The organism is Facklamia sp. P12950, from assembly GCF_050409465.1.
Taxonomy (GTDB): Bacteria; Bacillota; Bacilli; order Lactobacillales; family Aerococcaceae; genus Facklamia.
In genome coordinates this window covers 143,141-169,007 of sequence record NZ_JBNUPK010000002.1, presented here as the reverse complement: position 1 = coordinate 169,007, position 25,867 = coordinate 143,141, and the positions used below count along the sequence as shown (strand labels likewise).

The window sequence follows — 25,867 nt, the reverse complement described above, 5'->3', positions numbered from 1 at the left end:
GACGAATGCACATTAAAGAAGCAAAATTTGTAATTTCAGCTGTTCAAGAGTCCCAAGCGCCACAAGATGAAGTGCCTGAGATTGCCCTTGCCGGGCGGTCAAATGTTGGCAAATCCAGTTTTATTAACAAGGTCCTCCAACGTAATAAGTTGGCCCGGACCTCTGGACAGCCTGGTAAGACCCAAACTTTAAACTTTTATTCGGTAAACGACGCTGCTTTTCGTGTCGTGGATGTGCCAGGTTATGGATACGCTCGGGTCTCCAAGCTAAATCGTAAAAATTGGGCCAAGATGAATTTGAATTTTCTACGGCAAAGAAGAAATCTTCGTTTATTAATCCTCTTGATGGATATTCGTCACGAGCCCACTCAATTAGACAAAGCAATGTATCAATTTGCCGAAGAATTAGACATTCCTTTTGCCATTTGTTTGACCAAGGCGGATAAAATCAAAAAAAGCCAATGGAATAAACATTTATCCCTCTATAAGAAAAGTTTAAATTTACCAACAACCGATGCGCTTTTCACTTTTTCATCGGTAACCGGAGAAGGTCGCGAAGATATTTTAGACTTGTTTGAAAGTTTATTAATGGATGAATAGGAGTCAATAAAGTGAAAAAGCTATGTTCTACTTATACCAAGAAGGAATTTTCATGGATTCTACAAGACTGGGCCAATTCTGCCTATTCTTTAATGATCACCACCGCTTTATTCCCTATATTTTATAAGAGTATTGCCACCAATGCGGGGGTCTCTGATGCTAATTCAACAGCTTATCTTGGTTATACCAATGCTATCGGGACGATCGCTGTCGCTATGATGGCTCCTTTTTTAGGGACTTTAGCAGATTTTCCTGGTTACCGTAAAAAATTATTTACCACTGCTACGCTCTTAGGTGTTTTCTCAGTGCTATCGATGATTTTGATTGGTCAAGTTTCTTGGCAGTGGCTATTGGTACTTTATGGCTTTTCAGCTGTCGGTTTTTCGACTGCTAATATTTTTTATGATGCTTCCTTGATGGATGTCACCAGTCGCGACCGTTTGGACTTAGTGTCCTCAGCCGGTTTTGGTTTTGGTTATATCGGAAGTGTGATTCCTTTCTTAATTTTTATGCTTTTACAATTTTCAGGTGGGTTAAAAGAGGGTGTAGTGGTTAATATCGGTTTTCTTTTAACGGCTGTTTGGTGGTTTGTTTTTACCATTCCTTATTGGAAAAATGTCGACCAGGTCTATATGGACCAACCAAAGCAGCCCCATATTATCGCTTCAACTTTAGCTTCTCTCAAAGAAACTCTAACGGAACTAACCAAAGACAAGGTGATTGTTTATTTCTTAATCGGCTATTTCTTCTACATAGACGGGGTAGGAACGATTATCAAAATGGCTACCTCCATCGGAAGTGACCAGGGCTTAACAGCTACTCAGTTAATATTGATGTTGTTAGTGGTTCAAATCGTTGCCTTTCCGTGCTCGATTATTTATGGCATCTTAGCCAAACGCTGGGGAAGGCGCACTATGCTTTTTACAGGTATTGGGACCTACATTCTAATTTGTTTAATGGCCCTATCCTTATCCTCTTTTGTGGATTTTATGATCATCGCTATCTTAGTAGGTTCAGCTCAAGGTGGGATTCAATCTCTTAGTCGTTCTTATTTTGGTTCTATTATTCCACTGGAGAAAAATAACCAGCTTTTTGGTATTTATAATATTTTCGGTAAATTTTCATCAGTTTTAGGTACCACCATTCTGGGAATTATTACCCAACTAACGGGCGATTCGCTCAAAGGCTTGTTTGTAATTGTGATTCAATTTATGATGGGTGCCTTCCTACTGTGGAAAGCTAAAAAGCCAATTACTAAAGCTGTTTAAAACAAGCTTGAAATTTTATTAGAGGAGGCAGGCCATGGCCTATATACCGAATGAGGTGATTGATGCTATCAGGCAGTCGGTTAAAATCGAAGACGTTGTCAGTCAATATGTGCAACTGACTAAAAGGGGTCCAGGCTACTCTGCCTCTTGCCCTTTTCATGAAGACAATAACCCATCCTTTTCCATTCATACCGAAAAGCAAATCTTCAAATGCTTCTCTTGTGGTAGAGCGGGCAATGTCTTTGGTTTTATCCAGGAAATTGAATCGCTACCCTTTAAACAAGCGGTTATTAAGGTGGCAGAGTTTGCAGACTACCCTTTGGATTCAAGTTTATTAGCTGAAGATGATTATAGTCCAATTCCTCATCAAGATAAACAATTGTATGCGATCTATGAAAAAGCTAGTCAATTCTATCATTACTTTTTAACTGCTACAGAAAATGGTAATCAAGCTTATGCTTATTTAAGCGATCGTGGCTTAAAGAAGGAAACGATTGACGCCTTTGCTTTAGGGTTAGCGCCTGATAATTCTGAGCTCTTATGGACTTATTTAAAGGATCAGTCTTTCACTGAAGAAGAATTACTGACTTCGGGTATTTTTTACCAAGCTGAAAATAGTCTAGCCATTATCGACCGCTTTCGTGGACGGATTATCTTCCCTTTGAGATCGAATCAAGGAAAGGTTTTAGCCTTTTCTGGACGCCTCTATCAAGCAGGGGACTCTCGCAAGAGTAAGTATGTTAACTCGCCTGAAACCACTATTTTTCATAAGAGTCAGCTGGTTTATAATCTTGATTTGGCACGACCAGCCATTCGCAAGTTAAAACAAATTATAGTTTGTGAAGGTTTTATGGATGTGATTGCACTTTACGAAGCAGGATTCGAACAGGCGGTAGCTACCATGGGGACTAGCTTGACCCATGATCACTTGTCTTATTTGACCAAATTAGCCAATGAAATTCTCTTTGTATTTGATGGCGATGAAGCAGGGCAAAAAGCTACAGCTAAAGCCTTTGAATTGGGAAAAGATTTTCCCAAAGCCCAATTTAAATCAATCCTTTTACCTAGAGGGATGGACCCTGATGAGTGGTTGAAAGCCAGGGGAAAAGAATCCTTCCAAACACTTTTAAACCAAGCACAAACTTCCTTTAATTTTTTCAAAAATTATCACAAGCAATTCTTTCAAATGGATGATAAAGCTGCTGTGGCGGAATATATCGACCGTTTATTAGTTGATTTAAACAAAATCCAATCACCCGTCGAGAAACAATTGTATCTGGTGGAACTTGCTGAAGAATTTCAAATAGCAGAAAGCTTCTTGCAAGAGCGAATGTTGCGCTTGAGTGGAGGTCAAAGAAAGACTGGTAAAAAGCAACCAGCTATCAACCATCATCAACCACCTCCGCAATTACAAAGTGATCAGCAGGCCTTAAAAGTAGATTCTTTTAAAGCCTTTCAAAGTGAAAAATTATGGTTAGGCTTTTTAATGTACTATCAAGAGGCTTGGAATTATTTAGAAAAATTAAATGAGCTGCCATTTCTCTACCATGACTTTTCACAAAAGGCCTTTCTAGCCTTGACGGATTACTATTATCAAGGCAACAAATTGCCTTTAACAGGAATAGTTGGTAATATTGAAGAGGTTCAAGTCAATAGTCTTTTAACGAATGTAATGTGGGATTTTGAACCGATTGGTTATCAAGATCAAGCGATGACCGACTGTTTAAATACTATCCAAATCGCCTTTTTAGAACAAGAAATAGAAGAATTAAAGACCCAATTTAAACAATATCACCAACAGCAAGAAGCCAATAAGGCAACTGAGGTGATTAATCGCTTAATGGTGTTGCAAAGAAAATTAAAGACAAAAGAATAGGGGGCTTACTTTATGGCAAAAGAAAAGAAAGACAATAAAGCAAGTAAAAATGAATTAAAGCTGACTTTAGACCAGGCCACTGAAAAGCTGATAAAAGAAAAGAAAATTCTCGGTCAAGTTCACTATGATGACTTGAGCAATCAATTAGCCATTCCATATAAATTAGATGCCAATGGTATTGATAAGCTCATTCAAAAGGTGGAAGACCAAGGGATTGCGGTAGTAGGTGATGATGGTGGACCAACCAAGCAACAAATGGTTAGAGCAGAAGACGTTAAACCAGAAGAAGTCCTAACAGCCGCCCAAAAAGCAGCCGCTTCAAAAATAAAGGTAGCAGATCCTGTTCGTATGTATTTAAAAGAAATTGGTCGTGTCGATCTATTAAATGCAGATGAAGAGGTCGAATTGGCCAAGCGTATCTTAGAAGGCGATGAATTAGCTAAGCAAGAATTGGCTGAAGCCAACCTTCGTTTAGTAGTATCGATTGCTAAGCGTTATGTGGGTCGTGGTATGTCCTTCTTAGACCTCATTCAAGAAGGGAATATGGGCTTGATGAAGGCGGTTGAAAAGTTTGACCATACTAAAGGGTTCAAATTCTCAACTTACGCTACTTGGTGGATTCGTCAAGCCATCACACGAGCCATTGCCGACCAGGCGCGAACCATTCGTATCCCGGTTCATATGGTGGAAACCATCAACAAATTAGTAAGAGTCCAAAGACAATTGTTACAAGACCTGGGTAGAGAACCGACGCCTGAAGAAATCGGAGCAGAAATGGATTTACCGACTGAAAAAGTACGTGATATCTTAAAAATTGCTCAAGAACCGGTCTCCTTGGAAACCCCCATTGGTGAAGAGGACGATTCGCACTTAGGTGATTTTATTGAAGACGAAGGCGCCTTAAGTCCAGAAGATCATACGGCTTCAGCCCTCTTAAGGGAACAGTTAGAGGATGTGTTGGATACCTTAACTGACCGTGAAGAAAATGTTCTACGCTTACGCTTCGGCTTGGATGATGGCAATATTCGCACCCTTGAACAAGTCGGTAAGGTTTTTGGTGTAACGCGTGAGCGTATTCGTCAAATCGAAGCTAAAGCTTTGAGAAAATTACGCCATCCTAGTCGGTCTAAACAATTAAAAGACTTTATCGAATAGAATAAGACAAGAAAAACTCCTTCATACGCTTAAATGAGCGGAAGGAGTTTTTCGTGTTTAAGCCTTTACTTGCGAAAGCGCTTTAATCGTTTTATACTTAAGGTAGGCAAAAGGGGGAAGATTAATGGAAAGTTATTTATTAAAGAACGGTGTCAAGATTCCTAAAATTGGTTTTGGTACTTGGAAGTTAAAAGAAGGTGAAGAAGCCTATCAAAGTGTCCTTCATGCCTTAAAGGTAGGCTATCGTCACATTGATACTGCTCAAGTCTATGGCAATGAAGCCAGTGTCGGTCGAGCCATTAAAGATTCAGGTATTCCACGTGAAGAGATCTTTCTAACTACTAAAATTTGGAATGACAAGCATTCCTACAGTCTAGCCAAGCAAGCGGTGGAAGAATCCATGCAAAAGTTGCAAGTAGATTATTTAGACCTTTTGTTAATTCACTGGCCTAATCCCGTTCACTTACGCAAGGACAAGGCATGGATGCAAGCTAATCAAGAAGTTTGGCAGTTGATGGAAGAATTATATCAAGATGGAAAACTAAAAGCCATTGGGGTGTCCAATTTCATGGTTCATCACTTAGCTGCTTTACTAGCCTCTGTCAAGATAAAGCCCATGGTTAACCAAGTCTTACTCGCTCCGGGAACTACGCAAGAGAATTTAGTTAATTTTTGCCAACAACATGATATGGTTCTAGAAGCCTATAGTCCGCTAGGAAGTGGTAGTCTTTTTGAGCAAGTGCCAGTCGAAGAAATAGCAAAAAAACATAAGAAAAGTGTTGCGCAAGTTGCCCTAAGATGGTCGCTTGATAAAGGCTTTCTGCCCTTACCCAAATCAAAAACACCGGCTAATATTGAATCGAACCTAGACATTTTTGATTTTGAGCTAGAAGCAGAAGACCGCAAAAAGTTGGATCAATTAGAGGGGGTGAAAACACAAAGCGACCCTGATCAAGTTGACTTTTAAAAAAGGAACTTTAAACAGATGACCCGGAAGCTTTAATAGCTTTCCGGCTTTTTTTATGATTGAGTGCGTCTAGCTGAATAATAAAAATTTATTAAATATTTACTTAAGTAAGCTATATATTATCGACAAATTGGTTTATAATAAGCGCATAATAGTGACTTTAAGAATGGAAGGAAGGATCAATTGACTTATCAATTATTATTATTTGATTTAGATAACACCTTATTTAATTTTAATCAAGCCCAAGACCAAGCCTTACTTGAATTCTTAAGCCAAGAAGGGGTTCCCCAGCACGATATTCCTCGTTTTATTGACTACTATGTTTTGCTCAATCATTCTTTATGGGACAAGTTAGAGTTAGGGTTAATTGATCGGCAAACATTAATTTCTAGTCGTTTTGCCTTATTATTTGATCACTTTGGTCATCAGCGGGATGGGGTAGAATTGGCTCAAGCCTATCAAAAGTGTATAGGCAGACAAGCCCAGCTAATTGAAGGTGCAAGAAGCTTCCTCGAAGCTTGTCTTAAGGAGGGGAAGCGTCTGTTTGCCATTTCCAACGGTATTTCTGCTATTCAAAGGGCGCGCTTAGAACATGCAAAGTTGAATCCTTATTTTGAAGCAATTTTTATTTCAGAAGAGATTGGTCATGTGAAGCCTTCTAAAGGCTTTTTCGATTATGTCGCTGAAAATATAAGAGAATTCAATTCTAAAAGGACACTCGTTATTGGCGACTCCTTGAGTGCTGATATTCAAGGCGCCTTAAACGCAGGGCTTGATTGTGTTTGGTTTAATCATTTGAATGAAAACAAACAGTCCCACTTACCGGCCAATTATGTGGTCGATAACTATAATGATTTAGCCAAAATCATCTACAGATAAAAAATAGGTAGTCTCAAAAATGCTTTTCTAGTATATAATAGACTTATGAAAGGGAGTATCGGATGAATATCGAAAGACTATCTCAACGACTGGAAAAAGTTGCGCAATATATCGTTCAATATGGTCAAGCGCCGATTCGGTTGGCAGATATCGGTAGTGATCACGCTTATTTACCATGTAATTTACTTAAAAACAAACAGATAGAATTTGCAGTGGCAGGTGAGGTAGTGGAAGGACCTTATTTATCGGCTGTGAAACAAGTCAATGAAAGTCAATTGCAAGATAAAATCATCGTCCGTCTTGGCGATGGCTTTGCGGCAGTTGAAGCCAGTGATGCCATTAATACAGCAGCTATCTGTGGTATGGGAGGTGGTTTGATTGTCTCCATCTTAGAAGCAGGTTATCATGCGGGAAAATTACCAAAACTCTTAGTCTTACAAGCTAACACAGCAGTTGCCAAAGTCAGAGCCTGGTTACAAGATCATTATTACCATATTCTTAACGAATGCTTTATTGATGAAAAGGGGCAATTTTATGAAGTAATGGTTGCTCAAAAGCAAGCAGAAAAAGCAATTTACACTGATAAAGAAATCATGTTTGGTCCCATACATTTGACTCAAAGGGGGCCAATCTTTGAAGATTACTGGCATAATGAATTAAACCACCACCATTTTATTCTTAATCAGTTGTTTCATGGAGTAGAATATGAGCAAATGGCCCAAGACCGCAAAAATAAGGTAGACATTATTCAAGCCGAAATAGATAAAATAGAGGAGGTGGTAGACTATGACAAAGCTCTTTTTTAAAGAGTTAATGGCTTATCTCGATCAAAAATATCCTGCGGCTTATGCTGAAGAGTGGGATAAGGTCGGCTTACACTTTGGCCATCCTGAACAAGCGATTAAAAAGGTGATGGTCGCTTTGGATATGCGACCACAAGTGGTTGAAGAGGCTATTGAAGAAGATGTAGATAGCTTGATTTTACACCATCCGCCCCTCTTCAAAGCAATCGAGCGTTTCGACCAGTCTAAGCCCCAGATAAAAATGTATCAAAGAGCCATTCAAGCAGGTATCAATGTCTTTGCCATGCACACCAATTATGACGCCGCCCCTGGTGGCATGAATGATATTTTGGCTCAAGCTATGAAGTTAACTGATATTAAACCCTTAATCGATCTAGAAGAAGGACAGGTAGCGATTGGCCGGATAGGCAACTTGCCTCGAGCTCTAACGCGCCATGAACTCTTTGCCTATGTCAAGCAAGTCTTCAAACGACCTGCTTTAACAGTGATTGAAAAAGTCCCGCAAGCCACTTATCAACGAGTTGCTATTGTAGGCGGAGCCGGAGCCAGCTTTATGGACCAGGTCGAAAAGGTCCAAGCCGATGTCTTTATTACCGGAGATATCAGCTTCCACACAGGGCATGATCTATATGAAAAGCCCTTTATGACTATTGATGCCAGTCATTATATTGAGCATTTATTTATTGAGGTCGAAGTGGCCAGAATAAAAGAAGCTATCGAACAAAAGGGTTGGGATCTTGAAGTGATTGCTTCCACAGTTTCCACTGATCCCTTTACTTATGAATAAAAAGGAGAATGATTATGGACTTATTTGAAAAAACTAAAGAACGTTTAATTCGTTACGCTAAGATTAATACTCGCTCGGATGAGAATTCAACCACCATTCCATCGACTGACATTCAATTTGACCTCTTAAATCTTTTGGTCGATGAATTAAAAGCAATCGGTATGGAAGAAGTGGTGTTAAATCCTGAAAATGCCTTTGTCACAGCTACTTTACCGGCTAATACTGATAAAGAAGTAGCCAGCATTGGTTTTATTGCTCACGTAGATACAGCCGACTTTAATTCTGAAAATGTGCAGCCACAAGTCTTTGAAAACTACGACGGTAAAGATCTGCACTTGAGTGAAGATTGGGTAATGAGGGTCAGTGAATTTCCTAACCTACCACCTTATAAAGGTCAAACCCTCATTACCACTGATGGAACTACTCTGTTAGGGGCTGATGATAAGTCCGGTATTGCTGAGATTGTGACCGCTATGGAGTACTTAATCCAACATCCAGAAATCAAACACGGTAAAATCCGTGTAGCCTTTGGTCCGGATGAAGAAATTGGACGTGGAGCAGATCACTTTGATGCAGAAGGTTTTGCGACAGACTTTGCTTATACCATGGATGGCGGACCGGTTGGCGAGTTAGAATATGAATCCTTTAACGCGGCTCAAGCAGTATTGAAAATTCGTGGTAAAAATATACACCCAGGAACTGCTAAAGGCAAAATGATTAATGCCACAACCATTATGAATCTCTTCATGTCTGATCTTCCACAAGCAGAAGTACCAGAGCAAACTTCTGGCCGCGAAGGTTTCTATCATGTCTTAAGTGTAGAAGGGACGGTCGATGAAGCAGAATTAGTGCTAATTATTCGTGACTTCAACCGTGATCTTTTTGAAAAGCGTAAAGCCAAGGTGGAAGAAATCGTTGCTAACATCAACAAAGAATATGCTGAACCACCTATCACATTGGAAATGAAAGACCAATATTACAACATGGCTGAAATCATTGAAAAGGATATGACACCGGTTGACCTAGCCCAAGCAGCCATGGAAGCTTTAGATATTCCTGTTAACATTGTGCCTATCCGTGGTGGAACCGACGGTTCGAAGATTTCCTTCATGGGGATTCCAACCCCAAATATCTTTGCCGGTGGCGAAAACATGCACGGACGCTTTGAATTCGTGGCAGTTGAATCCATGGTTAAGGCGACAGAAGTAATTATCAAAATTGCGGAATTAAATGCCCAATAAGCAAAAGTTAAATAATAATTACAGGCTGGAGCAGGGATCCAGCCTGTTCTTCTACCTAAAGGAGGAGATAGCGTGACGATTCAATTTGTTACCGGCGACTTGAGTCAAAATAAAAAAAGCCTTCTTATTCAAGCCATCATGGACCAATTGAAAGAAACACCTGACTTAAAAGTCTATTATATCGTGCCAGAACACTTGAAATTTGAAATGGAAAAGTTTGTCTTAGAAGAAATCCGTGACCATCAAGTGGACCAAGCCAGCTCTATTTTTAATTTGCAGGTGGCTTCTTTTTCACGCTTAAACTGGTTCTTGATGAAAGATCAAAAGCCCAGTCATGAGATTAGTGACTTAGGTCTGTCGATGATTGTACGGCAAGTCTTAAGCCAATACCGGAAAAACTTAGTGGTTTACCAAAAGCAGGCTCACTATCAAGGTTTTATCGAAGACTTAGTCGTTCTTTTTAAAGAATTTATCGAAGGCAATATTCAAGTGGAAGATTTACAAGTTGAGCCAGCGCAAGATTTTACTTGGATGGATTTGGAAATAGAAAAGCAAAAAGAATTACAAATGCTTTATCAAGCCTTTCTAAAGGCACTGAGTGATTTTCGGATTGATAATTTTGCCAAGCAGGAAGACTTGATGGACTATATCAACCATCAAAATTTAAATAAGTATCTCTTTGTAATGGACCACTACTATTACTTTAATAGCCAGGAAATGCAATTACTTTTAAGTTTGGCTAAGCATGCTTGTAAAGTTAAGATTGTCTTGCCCATCAAGAGCGCTGAATTAAGGGCTAATCAAGCCTTGATGACTACCGCCTTACCTTATGCAACCTACTACCGCATTCGCAGTTTAGCTCAGCAGATGGGACTAGCGATTGAACCCGATTGGGAAATTAAAGACCAGGCTTTTAACTACCAAGATTCGATTTTGAGCTTAGCGCAAGCCTTTAAAGCCCAACAAGACTTACTGCCATCAGCTACCCACCAAAGAGCTGATAGGGACTTTAACAGCCACCGCTTTTTACAATTTGATTCCATCCAGAGTGAATTACGGTATGTCTCCAACCGCATTCATTATCTGGTTACAAAAAAAGGCTACCGTTATAAAGACATTCAAGTCTACACCCGAGATTTAGAAGCCTATCAATCCATGATTGCTCCGATTCTAGCGGCCAATCAAATTCCTTATTTCTTTGACCATGCTAAGGCTATGACTGACCATCCACTTTTTACCCTTATCCAACACCTCATTCGCCTGGACCGCTATAACTGGCGACTGATTGATATTCTAGAAGTATTAAAATCTCCTTTGGTAAGGCTGGGGCAGTTTCATTCGGCTTTTGCTGAATTAGCTGACCAAGACTTAGAGCGCTTGGTCTATTCCTTTGAGAATTATTTAATAGCCTATCAGTATGAGGGTTATCGCTTTGCTAACCTATCCTATGACTGGCTCTTTATGACGGAAGATGTTTTTTTTCATTCAGCTGAAGGACAGGTCTATGATTTTACACTGGCTGAGGCCTTTAGCTGGATTAGGACCTATCTGGTTGAACACTTTGGATTTAATAAAAAAGCCCTAAAAAGCAGCAAAGGCCAGAATGGATTAGCCGCTAGCTTCTATCAAAAATTAGAAGCAATCGGCATCAGGCAAGCTCTTATGGATTTAAGGGACCGAGCACTTCAAAAGGGTCAGATTGAACAATCGCGCCAAGATGAACAAGTTTGGCAGGTATTGGTCAATAGTCTCGATGAATACCACCAAATCTATGGGCAAGCAGATTTAGACCTAGCCACCTTCTTTGAAATCCTAGAAGCTGGTCTTTCAGCAGCGACCTATCATATCATTCCACCTACTTTGGACCAAGTGATGATTTCAAATATTGTGTCCCCTCAAGTTCAACCTTGTAAAATTGCCTTTGTGATTGGTATGGATCAAAAAGCCTTGCCAGCTAAACAGGCTAGGGATAGTTTGTTGACCCCCAGTCATCGCCAAGCTATCAATCAAGAACTTTTAGCCCATCAATATTTATCCGATCAGGAACATCAAGGGTATCAAATGGAATACTTATTAGCTTATCAAGTCTTACTGTTAGCGACGGATCAATTGATTATTTCCTATGCCATTCATCAAGGCGACCAAGTCCGTAACTTTTCACCATGGTTGCAACAAGCGGCAGACATCGCCAATCTTAAACTGATTCACCAAGCTGACTATAGTAGGGATCTAACTTTAGAAACGCCTTTAAGACTAGCCGATTTTGGACGGTATGCCAGTAACAAGGCCCCTATTTTATATCAAATTCATCAAGACTTTGTGCAGGGTAAAAGCCCTCAGCCCGCTTTCTTAGAATTATTGAAGTTGATGGTAGATTATGAAAGGCAAAACAAAGCAAGCCTTAAAGCAAGTGGCATCGTCGACTTAATTATTCAAACCTTTTATTTTAATGACCTACCGGATAAGATTGATAGCGATTTAGCCTTAGCACTCTTCGGTCGCAACTTATCACTATCGGTGTCTCGGATTGAACAATTTTTTGCTGACCCTTATTCCCACTTTTTACGCTATGGATTACGATTGAAGGAAAGAGAACGTTTTGAACTGGATGCTGCGCTTTCAGGTGACTACTTCCACCAGGCCTTAGACCAGTTCAATCAATTGGTACAAGCCCAAGGGAAATCTTTAGCTGACTTGTCAGAAGAAGAAGTTAAGGACTTATTAGGTGGAGTGATTGACGCTTTAAACCAAGATCCTAATTACCAAGTGCTCAGCAAACATCCGCGGATGCAGGCGATTCATCATCTATTAAATCAACGCCTGCTTTATTTTGTTCAATTAATGCAAGAACAAAACAATTTGACTCATTACCAACCCTTAGCCTCAGAATTAGTCTTTGGCACAGGGGGCAATAGTCAAGTGGCTGGCTTTGAATACCCATTGGCTGCGGGAGGATTGCTAAGCATAAGAGGGAAGATCGACCGTTTAGATCGTATTCAAAAAGGTCAGCAGAAACTGTTACAAGTGGTCGATTATAAGTCAGGTAAAAAAGACTTTGACTTAGTGGATGCTTATTATGGCTTAGACTTACAATTATTAACTTATTTAGCAGTAGCTTTGAAAAATTATCCTGATTACCAGCCTCTGGGTGCTTTTTACCAGCATCTTTTACCAAGTTTTTATAAAGCGGACAAACATTATGCCCAAGGAGAAGTTGATCAACAGACTAAGACGCTTTTAAGTCAACGAACATTGAGAGGGTTTGTAACCATTGAGGCGGATGACTTACAAATAGTTGAATCCTTTGATCACCAAGCTAGTAAAAGTCGCATTTATCCGGTGACTTATACCAAGACGGGCTATCATGCTAGAAGTCCTTTCTTTACTAAAGAAGAAGTCGATTTACTCTTAGATTATACGCATTATCAATTCCAACAAGCAGCTGAGGCTATTCAAAGTGGTGATATTGCCTTAGCTCCTTTTTACGAAAATCCTTATACCCTCTCCTTAAATGCTCAATACCGAGTGATTACAGGCTTTGATGGAACACAATCCTTCCACCGTTACCGCCATAAACAAGTCAATAAAAAAGAAGTTTTGGCTCATATGAAGGAAAAATTACTTAACAATGCAGCAAGCGAAGGAGGCGATCATCATAGAAACCCTACCGATTAAACCGGATAATAGTAAATTTAACAACGAACAATGGCAGGCTATTCATCAAAGGGGAAATAATATCTTAGTCGCTGCGTCAGCGGGTTCAGGTAAGACCACGGTCTTAATCGAACGGATTATGAATCATCTACTGACACGTTATGCCGAATTGAAAGAAGTCTTAGTCGTGACCTTTACTGAGTCTGCGGCCAATGAGATGAAAGAACGAATGGAGAAACGGTTAAAATCAGCGGTGAACCAATCGCTAGACGGGGAAGAAAAGCGATACTTGCTTAGTCAAATTAATCAGCTGCCTAGTGCCCACATCCAAACACTTCATTCATTTTGTTTATTTGTGATTCAAAACTTCTTCTATCTGGAAGCTATTAATCCAGCCTTCAACCTCTTAAGTGATGAAAGTCAAAAGCAAGTCATGGTGGAAGAAGTCTGGGACAAGCTTATTGATCAAATTAGTCAAGCCGATTCTCAACTGGCAGTCACACAAGCCGATTATCAAGACCTATTAATTCGTTTAACCAGTGGTCGTGATGATCAAGCCTTGCGTTCAATTGTTTTAGATATTTATGAGTTTGCCCGCGCCAATCCGGAACCCTTAATCTGGTTGGACCAAATGGTGGCTGAGACCGATGGTTTGGAAAGCTTTTGGAAGAGTGAACTCTATCAAGAAAGTCTAAAAATCCAACTTCAAGCACAGTTAAAGCTTGCTGATCGTTCTTATCAAGATGGCTTGAGTCTCTTAGCTTCTTGTTCAAGGCCGACGCTAGATAAGTTTGAACCAGTATTATCTGCAGAAGGGCAGCGCGTGGTCGAACTAACAGAAGCTTTCTTACAAAACGATATGGCCCACTTTAGTCAACTTTTAGATAACCTAAGCTTTAGCCGCTGGCCGAGTTCAAGAGGAAAAGCCCATGAAGAAGACTTAGAAACACTGCAAATAATTAAGCAATACCGTCAGGCTAGTAAGGATACTTTAGTTAAGATTCAGTCTTACTTTCCTTATCCTTACCAAACTATGCAGGAAGTCGAAGCGGCGATTCAACCCTACTTAAGAAAATTAAGCGATCTAAGTAAATTATTTTACCAAGCCATGCAAGACTATAAATTTCAAGAAGGGTGGATTGATTATTCAGATCTTGAGCACTTAACCTTGCAGATTTTAGCGCCTTATAATGCTCAATTAGGAAAACGTAAGCCATCGGCGGCAGCTGAATATTTCCAAGCCCTCTTTGAAGAAGTCTTAGTGGATGAGTATCAAGACATTAACGAAATCCAAGCAGCCATCTTATCCTACTTATCACGTGAAAGGGTGGAAGCGACCAAAGGCAATCTCTTTATGGTAGGAGATGTCAAACAGTCTATCTATGGCTTTCGGATGGCAGAACCATCCCTATTCCTCCAAAAATACCGTACTTACCAAACCAGTGACCAAGGTCACTTGATTATCTTGGATAAGAATTACCGCTCAAGGGACCAAGTCCTTAACTTTACCAATTATCTGTTTGAACGCTTGATGGATGAATCCTTTGGAGAAATGAGCTATGGTAAAAATGAGCGTTTGATGACCGGCAACCAGGACTTCACAGTTGCAAAGGAAATAGACCACTATGCCATTGAATTGCTCTTACATAGCAAGGAACGCTCAGACGAAGAAGATCAAATGCAAGCAGATCGTCCTGATTTATTAATAGACAAGGGAATTGATTACCAAGCCCATCTAATTGCTCAAGATATCCAAGCCAAGTTGCGCGCAGGCTATCAAATCTATGATAAAGAATTGGGTAAGGATCGTTTGATGACCTTTAAGGATATTGTGGTGCTAAGTTCTACCAAATCCAGCTTTGCCAATTTGCAGGCAGCCTTCAGCCATTACCAGCTACCTTTTACTTCACAAGCCATTGAGACCTATTTCCAGCGACAAGAGATTCAGTTAATTTTAGCCCTCTTAAAATTAATCGATAATCCCATGCAGGATATTCCTCTGGTCGCTATTCTCAAGTCTTTCTTTGTAGGCTTGAGTGACAATGACTTAGCCTTGATTCGGGTTAATCATCCACAAGCTTCCTTCTATCAAGCGGTAGAAGGCTTATTGAGTCAAGCATTTGAAAAGGATCAGCCATTATTAGCCATACAAAAGAAAGTGCAAAACTTTTTTACCCAACTTGCAAAATGGCGTGACTTTGCTGGCCACCAGGCTATTGATGAAGTCATCTGGCAAATCTATCTAGACACTTCCTTCTTAGACTATGTGGTGGGCTTAGAGATGGGGCGCCAACGTCAGCTTAATCTTCATGCCTTTTATCAAAAAGCTCAAACCATTAATCAAGGTTTAGGAGGCAGTTTAGCAAGTTTTATCCACTATATTGAGACTCTTTTAGAACAAGACAAAGACTTGGCAGAACCCCTACAATTAGACAAGGATCAAAATATGGTGCGGGCTATGACCATTCATGCTTCTAAGGGGAGTGAGTTCCCGATTGTCTATTTAATTAACAGTAATCACCGCTTTAATTTAATGGATAGCCAAAAAGCTATTGTGGCGACCAAGCATTATGGAGTGGGTATGAACCACTACCAAACGGATGACTTTGTCTATTATCAATCCATCAGTAAAACCTCGCGACAAATGCTTCTAGATCAAGCAGCAAAAGCCGAAGAATTAAGGGTACTCTATGTAGCTTTGACGCGAACCGAGCAGAAATTAATGATAGTGGGTTCGATTGAGAGTAGGGAAAAATGGCAAGAAAAGGGCGACCATTATCAAATGATGACTGACCCTGACAGCTTGCAAGTGGCCCTAGAACTCAGATCACAAGCTAATAGTTTCTTGGATTGGATTCATCAGGCGACTTCCCTCGCTCAAAGAAACCATCAATCACTCGCCACAATTACTGCTCAAGACTTTATCACACGTATCTATACTGAAGACCAAATTCAAGCCAATGTACCTAGCGTGACGGCTAGCCATCCAATAGCCAGCCCGCCGGCCTGGTTGAAGGCGCTACAAAAGGGCGAAGCTTTCGATCAACCCAAGCACAAGCATGAGAGGATCAACCAGCTTGAAGAATTGCTAACTGCCCAATACCCTTATCAATTAGCCAGTCAGACAGCTGCCTATCAATCTGTTTCAGAATTAAAACGTTTGTTCGAAGAACCACCGCATCCAGCTCTTTCTTTTTATGCAGACCGGCGGAAGGAATCTATGCATGAGCTAGATGCATCCATTGATACAGATCAAGGGAATCAAGGGATTCAAGGGATTCGCTATACGCAAGATACCTTTGAAGCCCCAAGCTTTATGCAGTCCAAAACGCTTGATGCGGCTCGGATAGGAACTTTGAACCACTATCTGATGGAGCAGGTGGACTTTGGTCCCTTTAAATTAGCTGACCCAGCCGATTATAACCAGATCTTACAAGACCAGATCCAATCGATGATCGAGCGAGGTTTGATGGAAGCAGAAGATCGGCCACATCTGTATCTTGAAACAATTCTTAACTTCCTCCGAAGTCCGATCGGCCAACAAATGATAGAAAACAGCGATCAACTTAAACGGGAACAAGCTTTTTCTTACCTGGTACCGGCTAAGGACTTGTTCGCCAATCTGACTGAGAGCAAGCAAAGTATGCAGATGGAGCAAGATTCGATTCTGGTTCACGGGGTAATTGATAGCTATTATGTGATACCTAATCAAGGTTTTGTCTTGATTGACTTCAAGACGGACCGCTACCGTCCGCATCTGAATCAATCCAAACAAGAACAATTGGAAGGGTTAAAAGACAAGTATCGCTACCAGTTGAATCTTTACAAGGACGCCTTAGCTAGCCACCTTAAACTACCTAATATCGGTACTTATATCGTGGCCTTAGGCTTCGACCAGGTGGTTGCGATGGATGAACAGATGAATCAGTAATCGTTTTATTAAGCATTCGCAAAAGAAGCATGGGTCTTTTGACTTAAGCCTAAAGCGGATGCTTTTTTTCAGATGAATGCTCGCAAGGGATCGCTTGCTTTTAAAGGTTGTTTAGGGTAAACTTTCCCTAAACAAGGCAAGTTTATTAAATTTCCTTGAATGAGGAAAGAAATATCAATTACTTTCCTCAAGGAAAGGGGAAGCTAACCAGTTATGATCGTAAGTTTCTTCTAACAATGGAAAAAATGAAGTAAGTAGGCAGGAAGGGGGAGTTCGATGGCTAGTGATGTGGTTATTATCGGGGATTTTATTAAGTCTAAGCAAATCAAAGAACGCAAGGTATTCCAAAAGCAAGTGCAAGATATATTCAAGCGCCTTAATCAGAAGTATCAAAAGCAGTTGCTTTCTCAATTGACCTTAACAGTTGGCGATGAGTTTCAAGTGATTATGAAGTTGGATTCAAACTGGCTGAACTTTTTAGATGACTTATATGTCACATTGCCCCATCCTTTTCGGCTGGGAATCGGTATCGGTGAGATCACGACGGCCATCGATCCTGAACGAAGTATTGGAGCCGATGGTCCAGCCTTTTGGCGAGCGCGCGAGGCGATTGAAGCTGTCCACCGTAATCATTATGGTAACAAGTGTCATCTGGCGCTCAGGACCCAAGACGATTCGATTAATCAGATGGTCAATAGCCTGTTTCTCTTGAGTGAAACCTTGAAAAGTCAATGGACCGACCTGCAACGGGAGACTTTCAAGTTGATGCTTGAAGAGGGGATCTACCAAGCGGAATTTGATCAGGCCCATTTTGCCCAAACGATTCAAATCAGTCAGAGCAGTTTGAGCAAGCGCTTATCACTGGGTAATATTAAGATCTACTTGAGGGGTCGAGAAACGATTGCAGAATTTTTGGAGGGGAATCATGAGTCCCTTTAATCAATGGACAATCATGATTTTAATCCTGCACTTTTCAGGTGATTTTCAATTATAAAGTCCTCAATTAGCTGTAGACAAGCAGCCTAACAGGCAGGCCTTGGCAACTCATTTAGCGATTCATGGCCTCTTTTTCTTCTATCCCTTAATCCGGAGCTTATACTATCAAGTCTTTTGGCCGGCCTTTTATGCTTATCTGATGCTTTGGATTAGTTACAGTCTGATCGACTGTATAAAGAGTGGCTTTGACAAGCTTCAGCCTTCTTATCGCTTATATACTTTCTTAATTGATCAAATCCTACATATTGTCCTCATCATTCTGTTAGGCCAAGTGTTTTTTACTAACTCCTTAGAGTCTGTTTTCCCTGCGTTTTGAACCGTCAAATGCTGACGGGGTTATTAGCGATCCTTTTGGTCGGCAAGCCGGCTAATGTTTTATTTAAACTAGCCTTCAGTCCTTATCCTCAAAGTCAGGCCATTCAGCAAGAAGGTCTACAAGGGATGGGCGCTTTAATCGGCCATTTGGAGCGGGTTTTTTCCTTGATCTATTTAGACATGGGCCAGGTGAATGCGATTGGTTTAATTTATACGGCCAAATCCATTGCGTGTTTCAAACGTTTAGAAGAAGACAAGGAGGTTGCGGAGTTTTATTTGATTGGAAGCTTATACAGTATTCTGTATGCCCTGTGTGTCTATTTCTTAGTCTTAGCTAGTTAGCAGCTATTAAATGAAAAAAGGAGGCCCCAAACATGAAAGTAAAGATTCTATTTATCCTTCTTGTAGCGCTAGTGACCTATCTAGTCTGGTTGGCTAGTCATTTAGACATTGGTCAAGAAGCGGTTGAAGCTGAGGTGGTGATTGTACCAGGTGGGGAAATAGTTCGTCCCTTGAAGGCAGCTGAATTAATCCAAGAAGGCTATGTCACATCACACTCAATGATTGTTTCTCCCTTAAATGAGTTTATCGGCACCAAACCCTTAATTGACTTTATAATTGACACCGGTTTATCGGAAGACCAAGTGATTGGAGAATTAGAAGCAACTTCTACTTGGACCAATGCGACCAATTCTATCGCCATCATGGAAGAAAGGGGATGGCAAACGGCCTTAGTAGTTACGACCGACTATCATAGCCGGCGCACTCGATTGGCTTTTGAGCGTGCGAGTCGGGGAAAGGATATGCACTTTTATTATGTCAGTGCTTATTTAAAGAATGCTCAGGGTGAGGAAGTCCTTTATCAAGACAGTCGCCAGGCCTTAAGGATAATGGCTTCTGAAGTCTATAAATACATCGGCTATTATCTAGAACTCTATTATTGGATTGACCAATAAATAATTGAATTAGAAAAGGTAGACAAAAATGACAAAACGTTTTATTCCATTTGATTTATTACGAGGGCTTGCAACGATAGCGGTCCTCTTGATTCATCTTACAGCCCCTTTATTAGGAGAAAATAAATTATGGATCCTAGCCCTTAATCAAGCGACACGCTTTGCGGTAGCTGTCTTTTTAATGCTTTCAGGTTGGGGTTTGGATCGGACCGATGCTTTGGATTCACAACTTGATTACCCCGCCTTCTTAAAAGACCGCCTCATAAAAATTATCCCGGCCTATTTGTGCTGGTCTTTAATCTATGCTTGGGCTAATTTCTGGTTGGTAGGTGAAGAATTGAGTCTTTTGACCTTCTTGCAGTTTCTCTTGCTAGGGAAGACTTCCTATCACTTGTATTTTGTTCCATTAATTGTGGGACTTTATATCTTTTACCCACTTTTATCTAAAATTGCCAATAACAAGTACTTAGCCATAGCCTTCGTGGGTCTTTTCATCTTCCAAGATGTCAGTGATCACCTACTAGGCTATATTCCTTATGATAAGGTTCAAGACTATTATAGCTATGCTTTTTGCTTCTTCTTTGGCATTTGGTTAAGCCGAGACTTTCAAGCTAAGCTTAAAAGCTTTCAAGTTTATCGTTATGGTATCTTGATTTATACGGTAATAATGCTAGGCTTGTTGATTGAAGAATCTTATCTAAGTGGGGGAGCAGTGATTGCCAATACAAGACCTTTGGTTACTTTCTATTCGATCGGTTTGGTCTTGACTTTCATGTTATATAGGTTGCCTTTTGAGAAGCTTTTCCTATGGTTTAGCCGGTATTCTTTCTTAATTTATCTTTCTCATGTTCTTTTCTTGAAATTACTTGAAGGGACGGTTGAAAAAATGGCTTTATCGATGCCCCCTCTTATCTATGTTAGTGTGGTTGGAAGTGGGTTATTAATATGCCTTTATCTCTTAATAAAAGTTGTCGACCGTGAGCCTTTTAAACGCTGGCTTAGCTAGGTTATGTAATAAATGTAATCTTTGAAAGAAAAACGAAGAATGCCTTCAAAATGAGATTTCTTGTGTTATACTTTTAACGGTGAATATAAAGCATCATATACTTATAGAAAGAGAGCGATATTATGAAAATCCCATTTTCTCCTCCGGATATTACAGAACTTGAAATTAAAGAAGTTATTGATACATTACGATCTGGATGGATAACAACAGGCCCTAAAACAAAATTATTAGAATCTCAATTAGCAGAATACTGTAATACTGATCGAGCGGTTGTTATGAATTCGGCAACAGCGTGCATGGAAATGACTTTAAGGTTGTTAGGTGTGGGACCAGGCGATGAAGTTATAACTTCAGCATATACTTATACAGCATCAGCAAGTGTAATTGATCATGTTGGTGCTAAAATAGTGCTAGTAGATACTGCTCCAGACTCATTTGAAATGGATTATGATCAATTAGAAGCTGCTATTACCGAGAAAACGAAAGTTATCATTCCGGTAGATTTAGGTGGAGTAATGTGTGATTATGATCGGATTTATGAAATTGTTGAAAATCAAAAACATAAATTTAGTCCTTCTAAAGGAACTAAGCAAGAGGTTTTTGATCGTGTGGTTATACTAGCAGATTCAGCACATGCACTTGGATCAACCTATAAAGGAAAGAATGCTGGAGAAGTTGCTGACTTTACTTCCTTTTCTTTCCACGCTGTTAAGAATTTCACAACTGGTGAAGGCGGAGCGCTTACTTGGAGAAAGGATATCCCAATAAATCAAAACGAAATTTATAAAGAATTTATGTTATTAATTCTTCACGGACAAAATAAAGATGCTTTGGCTAAAACTAAATTAGGTTCATGGGAATACGATATAGTAGCGCCTTATTTTAAATGTAATATGACAGATATTAGTGCTTCTCTTGGGCTAGCTCAATTAAAAAGATATCCTGAACTTCTAAACCGTCGTAAGAAAATCGTTGAAATATATGATAAGGGTTTAGCCAATTTACCAGTTAAAATTCTGTCACACGAAAATAGAGAAAGTGAATCATGTCGCCATTTGTATTTAGTTAGAGTAAATGGATATAAAGAATCAGAGCGAAATAATTTAATTGTAAAAATGGCAGAAGCAGGAATTGCTACTAACGTTCATTATAAGCCGCTAGCTATGATGACTGCCTATAAAAATTTAGGATTTAAAATTGATGATTATCCTAATGCATTTAGACAATATCAGAATCAAATAACCTTGCCACTTCATACTTTATTAAAGAATCGTGAAGTCAAATATATCATTGATACATTTAAGGAATATTTATAATTATGACATTTAGTATAATAAAAAAGAAAAAAGTTATGATTTTAGGTGCTAGTATTTTACAGTTACCTGCTATTTTAAAAGCAATGAAAATGGGTTTAGATGTTGTTGTCGTTGATATGAACCCAAATGCAGTAGGTTTTAAAATTAAGGGTATAACAAAGGAATTTATAAGTACAATCGATAAAGAGCTTGTTTATGAAGCAGCTATTAGAAACAATATCGATGGAATTATGACACTAGCGAGTGATATGCCCATGAGAACAGTATCTTATGTAGCTAAGAAACTGAATTTGAACGGAATTAGCGAAGATACTGCATTAAAAACTACAAGTAAAAAACATATGAGAACTACCTTGAAGGATCATCATGTGGCTATACCATTTTTTGCTATTGCTAATTCAGCCAAAGAATCCATCAAAATTGTACATCAAAATACTAATTTAATTGAAAATTTTATATTTAAACCGGTAGATAGTTCGGGTAGTAGGGGTGTATTCTTATTAGAAGACACCTCAGATGAAAATTGTCGAAAAGCATTTGAATATAGTTCATCTTTTTCAAGGACTGGAGAAGTAATTATTGAAGAATTTATGGTGGGTAAAGAAGTTAGTGTAGAAACTTTTTCTATTGATGGAGACTGTCATATTATTCAAATTACTGATAAAATAACAACTGGAGCACCCAACTTTGTTGAAATGGGTCATTCTCAGCCTTCAGAATTGCCGATAAATACAAAAGAAAAGATTATTACTTTAGCAAAAGAAGCCAATAAAGCTTTAGGGATTAAATTTGGTCCCTCACATACAGAAATTATGGTGACAAATCAAGGGCCTAAAATAGTTGAGATTGGAGCTCGATTGGGTGGGGATAATATTGGTACTCATTTAGTTCCTTTATCTACAGGTGTAGATATGGTTGAAGCCACTATTAGACTTGCAATTGGGGAGCAAGTAGATATTAATGTAAGCTTTAAAAAAGCTTCTGCCATTAAGTATATAGAGGTACCGAGTGGTATTGTTAAAAATATAAGTGGTTTAGAACTTGCAAAAAACATAAAAGGTGTTATACAGATTAATATTCTAAGGGGTATTGGTGAAGAAGTAAAAAAAGTTTCTAACAGCGTTGACAGAATTGGTTTTGTAATAGCTCAAGCTCAGACTAGTCAAGAAGCAAATGATATTTGTGATAAAGCTTTGAACTATCTAAAAATAGATATTGATAAACAAAGGAAATGATATAAATGTATAAAAAATATTTTAAAAATATTTTAGACTTTTTGTTGGCATTTTTGTTATTACCCCTTGTCTTTATTTTAATTATTATTATTGGGACAATTATTTACTTGGATGATCCGGGTCCGATCTTTTACAACGCTTTTAGAAGGGGAAAGAACGGCAAAGTGTTTTCTATGTACAAATTTCGATCAATGTATGTTGACTCTCCTGATATTAGAAATCCAGATGGGTCTACTTTTAATAGTTCTAATGATAATCGATTGACTAAATTTGGAAAACTGCTAAGAAAAAGTTCTATTGATGAAATTCCACAAATTCTTAATGTTTTGAAGGGGGATATGAGTTTTATAGGGCCTAGACCATCTATAGTCTCAAAAGATTATAGAGAAATGGATGAAATTAGAAAAAAAAGATTAAAAGTTAGACCAGGAATTACAGGGTATAGTCAAGCTTTTTATAGAAACTCGATATCTCAAGAAGAGAAATATTTATTAGATGGTAAATATGTTGAGGAATTAAGCCTTATGCTTGACTTAAAAATTTTTATACAAACAATAAAGAGCGTTTTTAAAAAATCGAATATTTTTGTGGATTAGAAAAAGATAGGATGTTTTAAATGGCAAAAAACAAATTAATGATTCTTGGTGCATCGCCTTTCTTCAAAGATGCATATGAGTATGCAAACTTTAACAATATTTATACAGTAGCAATTGATCAAAAGAATAAAGACTATGCAATATGCAAAAATATAGCAAATAAATCCTTTGAAATTAGTACACAAGACTATAAAGCTTTAAGTGAAATTATATTGAATGAGAGTATTAACGGTATATATGTTGGAGCGAGTGAAACTAATATGCCAATAGCTATACAACTAAGTGAAGAATTTAATATTCCTTTTTATTGCAGTGAAAGACTTTGGAATATTGCTACAAATAAACGAGTATTTAAAGAAATGTGTATGAAATATGAAATAAATGTTACTCCTTTTTTTAATATTAATATAGAAAACTATCTCAGCGAAGCTGATACAATACCTTATCCAGTTGTGACTAAACCAGTAGATAATAATGGATCGACTGGAATAACTATTTGTAATAACTCATTAGAATTTATTTCGGGTTTTATGAAGGCTTATAATAATTCTATTTCGAATGATGTGCTTGTTGAAAAATATATAAATATGGATAGTACTATTATCCACTATACCATGATTAATGGTAAGGCATATTTTAGTGGAATGTCTGATAAAATTTCAAGAAAAATCAGTTCTGAGGGAGCCCCAGTTATGGCACTCCAATATTTCCCATCCAACAATCAAAAATTATTCTTTAATGAATATGAAAAGAAAGTTTCATATATGTTGGAATCTGAAGGCTTTAAAAATGGACCGATATGGATAGAAGCTTTTTCAGATGGAAAAGATTTAATTTTTAATGAGATGGGTTATCGGTTTGGAGGTTCAATGACCTACCATCCAGTAGAATATTTTACTGGTTTAAATCAAATAAGTTTACTAATAAATCATACACTTAATAATTCAGAAAAATCTTTTCAATATGATTTGAAAAATACGAATAAGATTTATTGTATAGCTCCCATTCATATATATCCCGGTACAATTATGAAGGTAAGTGGACTAGATGATTTAAATCAAATAGATGGCTTTCACGCACTTGCCCAATGTCATGTCGAGGGAGACTTGATTGAATCTTCAGGAAATGTCCACCAAGTTTTTTGTTATTTACATTTGTTAGCTGATAGTAAAGGTGAAATTAATGCAATTATTGATGATATTCTCAATCATATTAGTGTAAAAAATACAGAAAATGACGATATGTTATTTAGAATTATCTAAATAGGAGATAATATATGAAAAAGAAAGATACAATTTTAATAACAAATAATCAAGTTACTAAGGTATTAAATGATATAGAGATTTTAATTTCGTTAGTTGAAAAATCTTTTTTGAGATATACTGAAGGAAAGACCATTCTTCCAGAAAAGAATTCACAAATTTTCGATGAGATGATCCAAAACAGAATTAATTGTATGCCTGCTACACTTATTGAAGAGAAGGTCGCTGGTGTCAAATGGGTTTCTGTATTTCCTAATAATCCTATGTATGGATTAGACAATGTTAATGGATTAATGATTTTATCCGAGATTGAATCTGGACAACCAATCGCAGTTATGGATTGTGCAGCTTTAACCAGTATAAGAACAGCATCAGTTGGAGCTTGCGCTTTGAAATATTTATCAAAGAAAAACCCTGACTCCATTGGCTTTATAGGGTCAGGCGCTGAAGCAAGAGCACATTTTAAAATTATTAAAGATTTATTTCCAACTATTGCTAGCTGTTTTGTATCCTCAAATTCTTTCGAATCAAATGAAAACTTTATTAAAGATGTTAGAAAGCGATATTCAAATGTAAATTATATTAATTGCGAAGATAATTTCGAAAAAGCAGTTTTTGATTCTGATATTATTGTCACTGCTACAAGCGCTCAAAAACCGTTACTTAAAGAGAGTTGGATAAAATCAGGCGCTACCTATGTTCATGTAGGTGGTTACGAAGATGAATATAATGTTGCGTTATCGGCATCAAAAATTGTGTGCGATAAATGGGAAAATGTGAAGCACAGAGGAAGTCAGACAATAAGCAAAATGTACAAGAGTGGCTTGCTTACTGATGAAAATATATACGCTGATTTATCAGAAATTATAGCTGGTAAAAAAATTGGAAGAGAGAATGAAGATGAGTTTATCTATTTCAATTCTGTTGGTTTAGCATACATAGATGTTATGATAGCCAACTATGTTTACGAGTGCTATAGGGATAAAAAAGATGCATTTAAATTCCAATTTAAAGATAGCTAGGGA

Annotated in this window: 20 protein-coding genes and 1 pseudogene; all 21 read left to right on the top strand. The window is 38.4% G+C overall.

All coding sequences use genetic code 11. The features are described from left to right. Nucleotides 1-5 precede the first annotated feature (5 nt). Nucleotides 6-599 carry a ribosome biogenesis GTP-binding protein YihA/YsxC gene (yihA, locus tag ACQV2Q_RS02780; RefSeq protein ID WP_428873631.1) on the top strand — a complete coding sequence of 198 codons (594 nt, stop codon included), beginning with the start codon at nt 6-8 and terminating at the stop codon, nt 597-599. An 11-nt stretch (nt 600-610) separates the two neighbouring features. Further along, entirely contained in the window at nt 611-1,867 is a 1,257-nt protein-coding gene (locus tag ACQV2Q_RS02775; protein WP_428873632.1) for an MFS transporter, read from the top strand. A 34-nt stretch (nt 1,868-1,901) separates the two neighbouring features. Continuing rightward, nucleotides 1,902-3,743 carry a DNA primase gene (gene dnaG, locus ACQV2Q_RS02770; RefSeq protein WP_428874778.1) on the top strand — a complete coding sequence of 614 codons (1,842 nt, stop codon included), beginning with the start codon at nt 1,902-1,904 and terminating at the stop codon, nt 3,741-3,743. A 12-nt stretch (nt 3,744-3,755) separates the two neighbouring features. Beyond that, nucleotides 3,756-4,898: an RNA polymerase sigma factor RpoD gene (rpoD, locus tag ACQV2Q_RS02765; RefSeq protein ID WP_428873634.1), complete on the top strand. Its 1,143-nt coding sequence runs from the start codon at nt 3,756-3,758 to the stop codon at nt 4,896-4,898. A gap of 124 nt (nt 4,899-5,022) precedes the next feature. Further along, the gene (locus tag ACQV2Q_RS02760) at nt 5,023-5,865 is read left to right on the top strand and encodes an aldo/keto reductase (RefSeq protein ID WP_428874777.1); all 843 of its coding nucleotides are present in this window, start codon (nt 5,023-5,025) and stop codon (nt 5,863-5,865) included. A gap of 183 nt (nt 5,866-6,048) precedes the next feature. After that, nucleotides 6,049-6,744 carry a YjjG family noncanonical pyrimidine nucleotidase gene (locus ACQV2Q_RS02755; protein ID WP_428874776.1) on the top strand — a complete coding sequence of 232 codons (696 nt, stop codon included), beginning with the start codon at nt 6,049-6,051 and terminating at the stop codon, nt 6,742-6,744. A gap of 62 nt (nt 6,745-6,806) precedes the next feature. Next, nucleotides 6,807-7,550, top strand: coding sequence for a tRNA (adenine(22)-N(1))-methyltransferase (locus ACQV2Q_RS02750; protein WP_428873637.1), 744 nt, complete (start codon nt 6,807-6,809; stop codon nt 7,548-7,550). Beyond that, on the top strand, nt 7,531-8,334 hold the full coding sequence (locus ACQV2Q_RS02745; RefSeq protein ID WP_428873638.1) for a Nif3-like dinuclear metal center hexameric protein: 804 nt from the start codon (nt 7,531-7,533) through the stop codon (nt 8,332-8,334). The genes ACQV2Q_RS02750 and ACQV2Q_RS02745 overlap by 20 nt, the downstream gene beginning before the upstream one ends. Nucleotides 8,335-8,348: 14 nt before the next feature. Next, nucleotides 8,349-9,575 (top strand): peptidase T, encoded by a 1,227-nt coding sequence (gene pepT / locus ACQV2Q_RS02740; protein ID WP_428873639.1) that lies wholly within the window; start codon nt 8,349-8,351, stop codon nt 9,573-9,575. Between the two features lie 72 nt (nt 9,576-9,647). Next, nucleotides 9,648-13,250 carry a PD-(D/E)XK nuclease family protein gene (locus ACQV2Q_RS02735; RefSeq protein WP_428881849.1) on the top strand — a complete coding sequence of 1,201 codons (3,603 nt, stop codon included), beginning with the start codon at nt 9,648-9,650 and terminating at the stop codon, nt 13,248-13,250. Beyond that, nucleotides 13,204-17,160, top strand: coding sequence for a helicase-exonuclease AddAB subunit AddA (gene addA / locus ACQV2Q_RS02730; protein WP_428881847.1), 3,957 nt, complete (start codon nt 13,204-13,206; stop codon nt 17,158-17,160). Before ACQV2Q_RS02735 ends, addA begins: the two co-directional genes overlap by 47 nt. Before the next feature lie 276 nt (nt 17,161-17,436). Further along, entirely contained in the window at nt 17,437-18,099 is a 663-nt protein-coding gene (locus ACQV2Q_RS02725) for a SatD family protein (RefSeq protein ID WP_428873641.1), read from the top strand. 73 nt (nt 18,100-18,172) lie between these two features. Continuing rightward, a pseudogene (locus tag ACQV2Q_RS02720) lies at nt 18,173-18,472 on the top strand (DUF3307 domain-containing protein); the annotation flags it as partial. A gap of 8 nt (nt 18,473-18,480) precedes the next feature. Further along, entirely contained in the window at nt 18,481-18,813 is a 333-nt protein-coding gene (locus tag ACQV2Q_RS02715) for a hypothetical protein (protein WP_428881846.1), read from the top strand. Nucleotides 18,814-18,845: 32 nt separating this feature from the next. Further along, nucleotides 18,846-19,427 (top strand): YdcF family protein, encoded by a 582-nt coding sequence (locus tag ACQV2Q_RS02710; protein WP_428874771.1) that lies wholly within the window; start codon nt 18,846-18,848, stop codon nt 19,425-19,427. Between the two features lie 28 nt (nt 19,428-19,455). Then, entirely contained in the window at nt 19,456-20,433 is a 978-nt protein-coding gene (locus ACQV2Q_RS02705) for an acyltransferase (protein WP_428881844.1), read from the top strand. A 122-nt stretch (nt 20,434-20,555) separates the two neighbouring features. Continuing rightward, nucleotides 20,556-21,749 (top strand): DegT/DnrJ/EryC1/StrS family aminotransferase, encoded by a 1,194-nt coding sequence (locus ACQV2Q_RS02700; protein WP_428881842.1) that lies wholly within the window; start codon nt 20,556-20,558, stop codon nt 21,747-21,749. 2 nt (nt 21,750-21,751) lie between these two features. Beyond that, on the top strand, nt 21,752-22,984 hold the full coding sequence (locus tag ACQV2Q_RS02695; RefSeq protein ID WP_428881841.1) for an ATP-grasp domain-containing protein: 1,233 nt from the start codon (nt 21,752-21,754) through the stop codon (nt 22,982-22,984). Nucleotides 22,985-22,989: 5 nt separating this feature from the next. Beyond that, complete coding sequence (locus ACQV2Q_RS02690; protein ID WP_428881839.1) at nt 22,990-23,580, top strand: sugar transferase; 591 nt, start codon at nt 22,990-22,992, stop codon at nt 23,578-23,580. 20 nt (nt 23,581-23,600) lie between these two features. Beyond that, a complete protein-coding gene (locus ACQV2Q_RS02685) occupies nt 23,601-24,842 on the top strand; it encodes an ATP-grasp domain-containing protein (protein WP_428881838.1) in 1,242 nt (413 codons plus the stop codon). A gap of 14 nt (nt 24,843-24,856) precedes the next feature. After that, nucleotides 24,857-25,864 carry an ornithine cyclodeaminase family protein gene (locus ACQV2Q_RS02680; protein ID WP_428881837.1) on the top strand — a complete coding sequence of 336 codons (1,008 nt, stop codon included), beginning with the start codon at nt 24,857-24,859 and terminating at the stop codon, nt 25,862-25,864. Nucleotides 25,865-25,867 lie beyond the last annotated feature (3 nt).

Coding starts and splice junctions, on each gene's coding strand:
- ACQV2Q_RS02760 (WP_428874777.1), top strand. CDS start 5,023: ATGGAAAGTTATTTATTAAAGAACGGTGTCAAGATTCCTAAAATTGGT.
- ACQV2Q_RS02715 (WP_428881846.1), top strand. CDS start 18,481: ATGCTGACGGGGTTATTAGCGATCCTTTTGGTCGGCAAGCCGGCTAAT.
- ACQV2Q_RS02725 (WP_428873641.1), top strand. CDS start 17,437: ATGGCTAGTGATGTGGTTATTATCGGGGATTTTATTAAGTCTAAGCAA.
- dnaG (WP_428874778.1), top strand. CDS start 1,902: ATGGCCTATATACCGAATGAGGTGATTGATGCTATCAGGCAGTCGGTT.
- pepT (WP_428873639.1), top strand. CDS start 8,349: ATGGACTTATTTGAAAAAACTAAAGAACGTTTAATTCGTTACGCTAAG.
- ACQV2Q_RS02695 (WP_428881841.1), top strand. CDS start 21,752: ATGACATTTAGTATAATAAAAAAGAAAAAAGTTATGATTTTAGGTGCT.
- yihA (WP_428873631.1), top strand. CDS start 6: ATGCACATTAAAGAAGCAAAATTTGTAATTTCAGCTGTTCAAGAGTCC.
- ACQV2Q_RS02685 (WP_428881838.1), top strand. CDS start 23,601: ATGGCAAAAAACAAATTAATGATTCTTGGTGCATCGCCTTTCTTCAAA.
- rpoD (WP_428873634.1), top strand. CDS start 3,756: ATGGCAAAAGAAAAGAAAGACAATAAAGCAAGTAAAAATGAATTAAAG.
- ACQV2Q_RS02705 (WP_428881844.1), top strand. CDS start 19,456: ATGACAAAACGTTTTATTCCATTTGATTTATTACGAGGGCTTGCAACG.
- ACQV2Q_RS02710 (WP_428874771.1), top strand. CDS start 18,846: ATGAAAGTAAAGATTCTATTTATCCTTCTTGTAGCGCTAGTGACCTAT.
- ACQV2Q_RS02680 (WP_428881837.1), top strand. CDS start 24,857: ATGAAAAAGAAAGATACAATTTTAATAACAAATAATCAAGTTACTAAG.
- ACQV2Q_RS02745 (WP_428873638.1), top strand. CDS start 7,531: ATGACAAAGCTCTTTTTTAAAGAGTTAATGGCTTATCTCGATCAAAAA.
- ACQV2Q_RS02690 (WP_428881839.1), top strand. CDS start 22,990: ATGTATAAAAAATATTTTAAAAATATTTTAGACTTTTTGTTGGCATTT.
- ACQV2Q_RS02700 (WP_428881842.1), top strand. CDS start 20,556: ATGAAAATCCCATTTTCTCCTCCGGATATTACAGAACTTGAAATTAAA.
- ACQV2Q_RS02750 (WP_428873637.1), top strand. CDS start 6,807: ATGAATATCGAAAGACTATCTCAACGACTGGAAAAAGTTGCGCAATAT.
- addA (WP_428881847.1), top strand. CDS start 13,204: ATGCAGCAAGCGAAGGAGGCGATCATCATAGAAACCCTACCGATTAAA.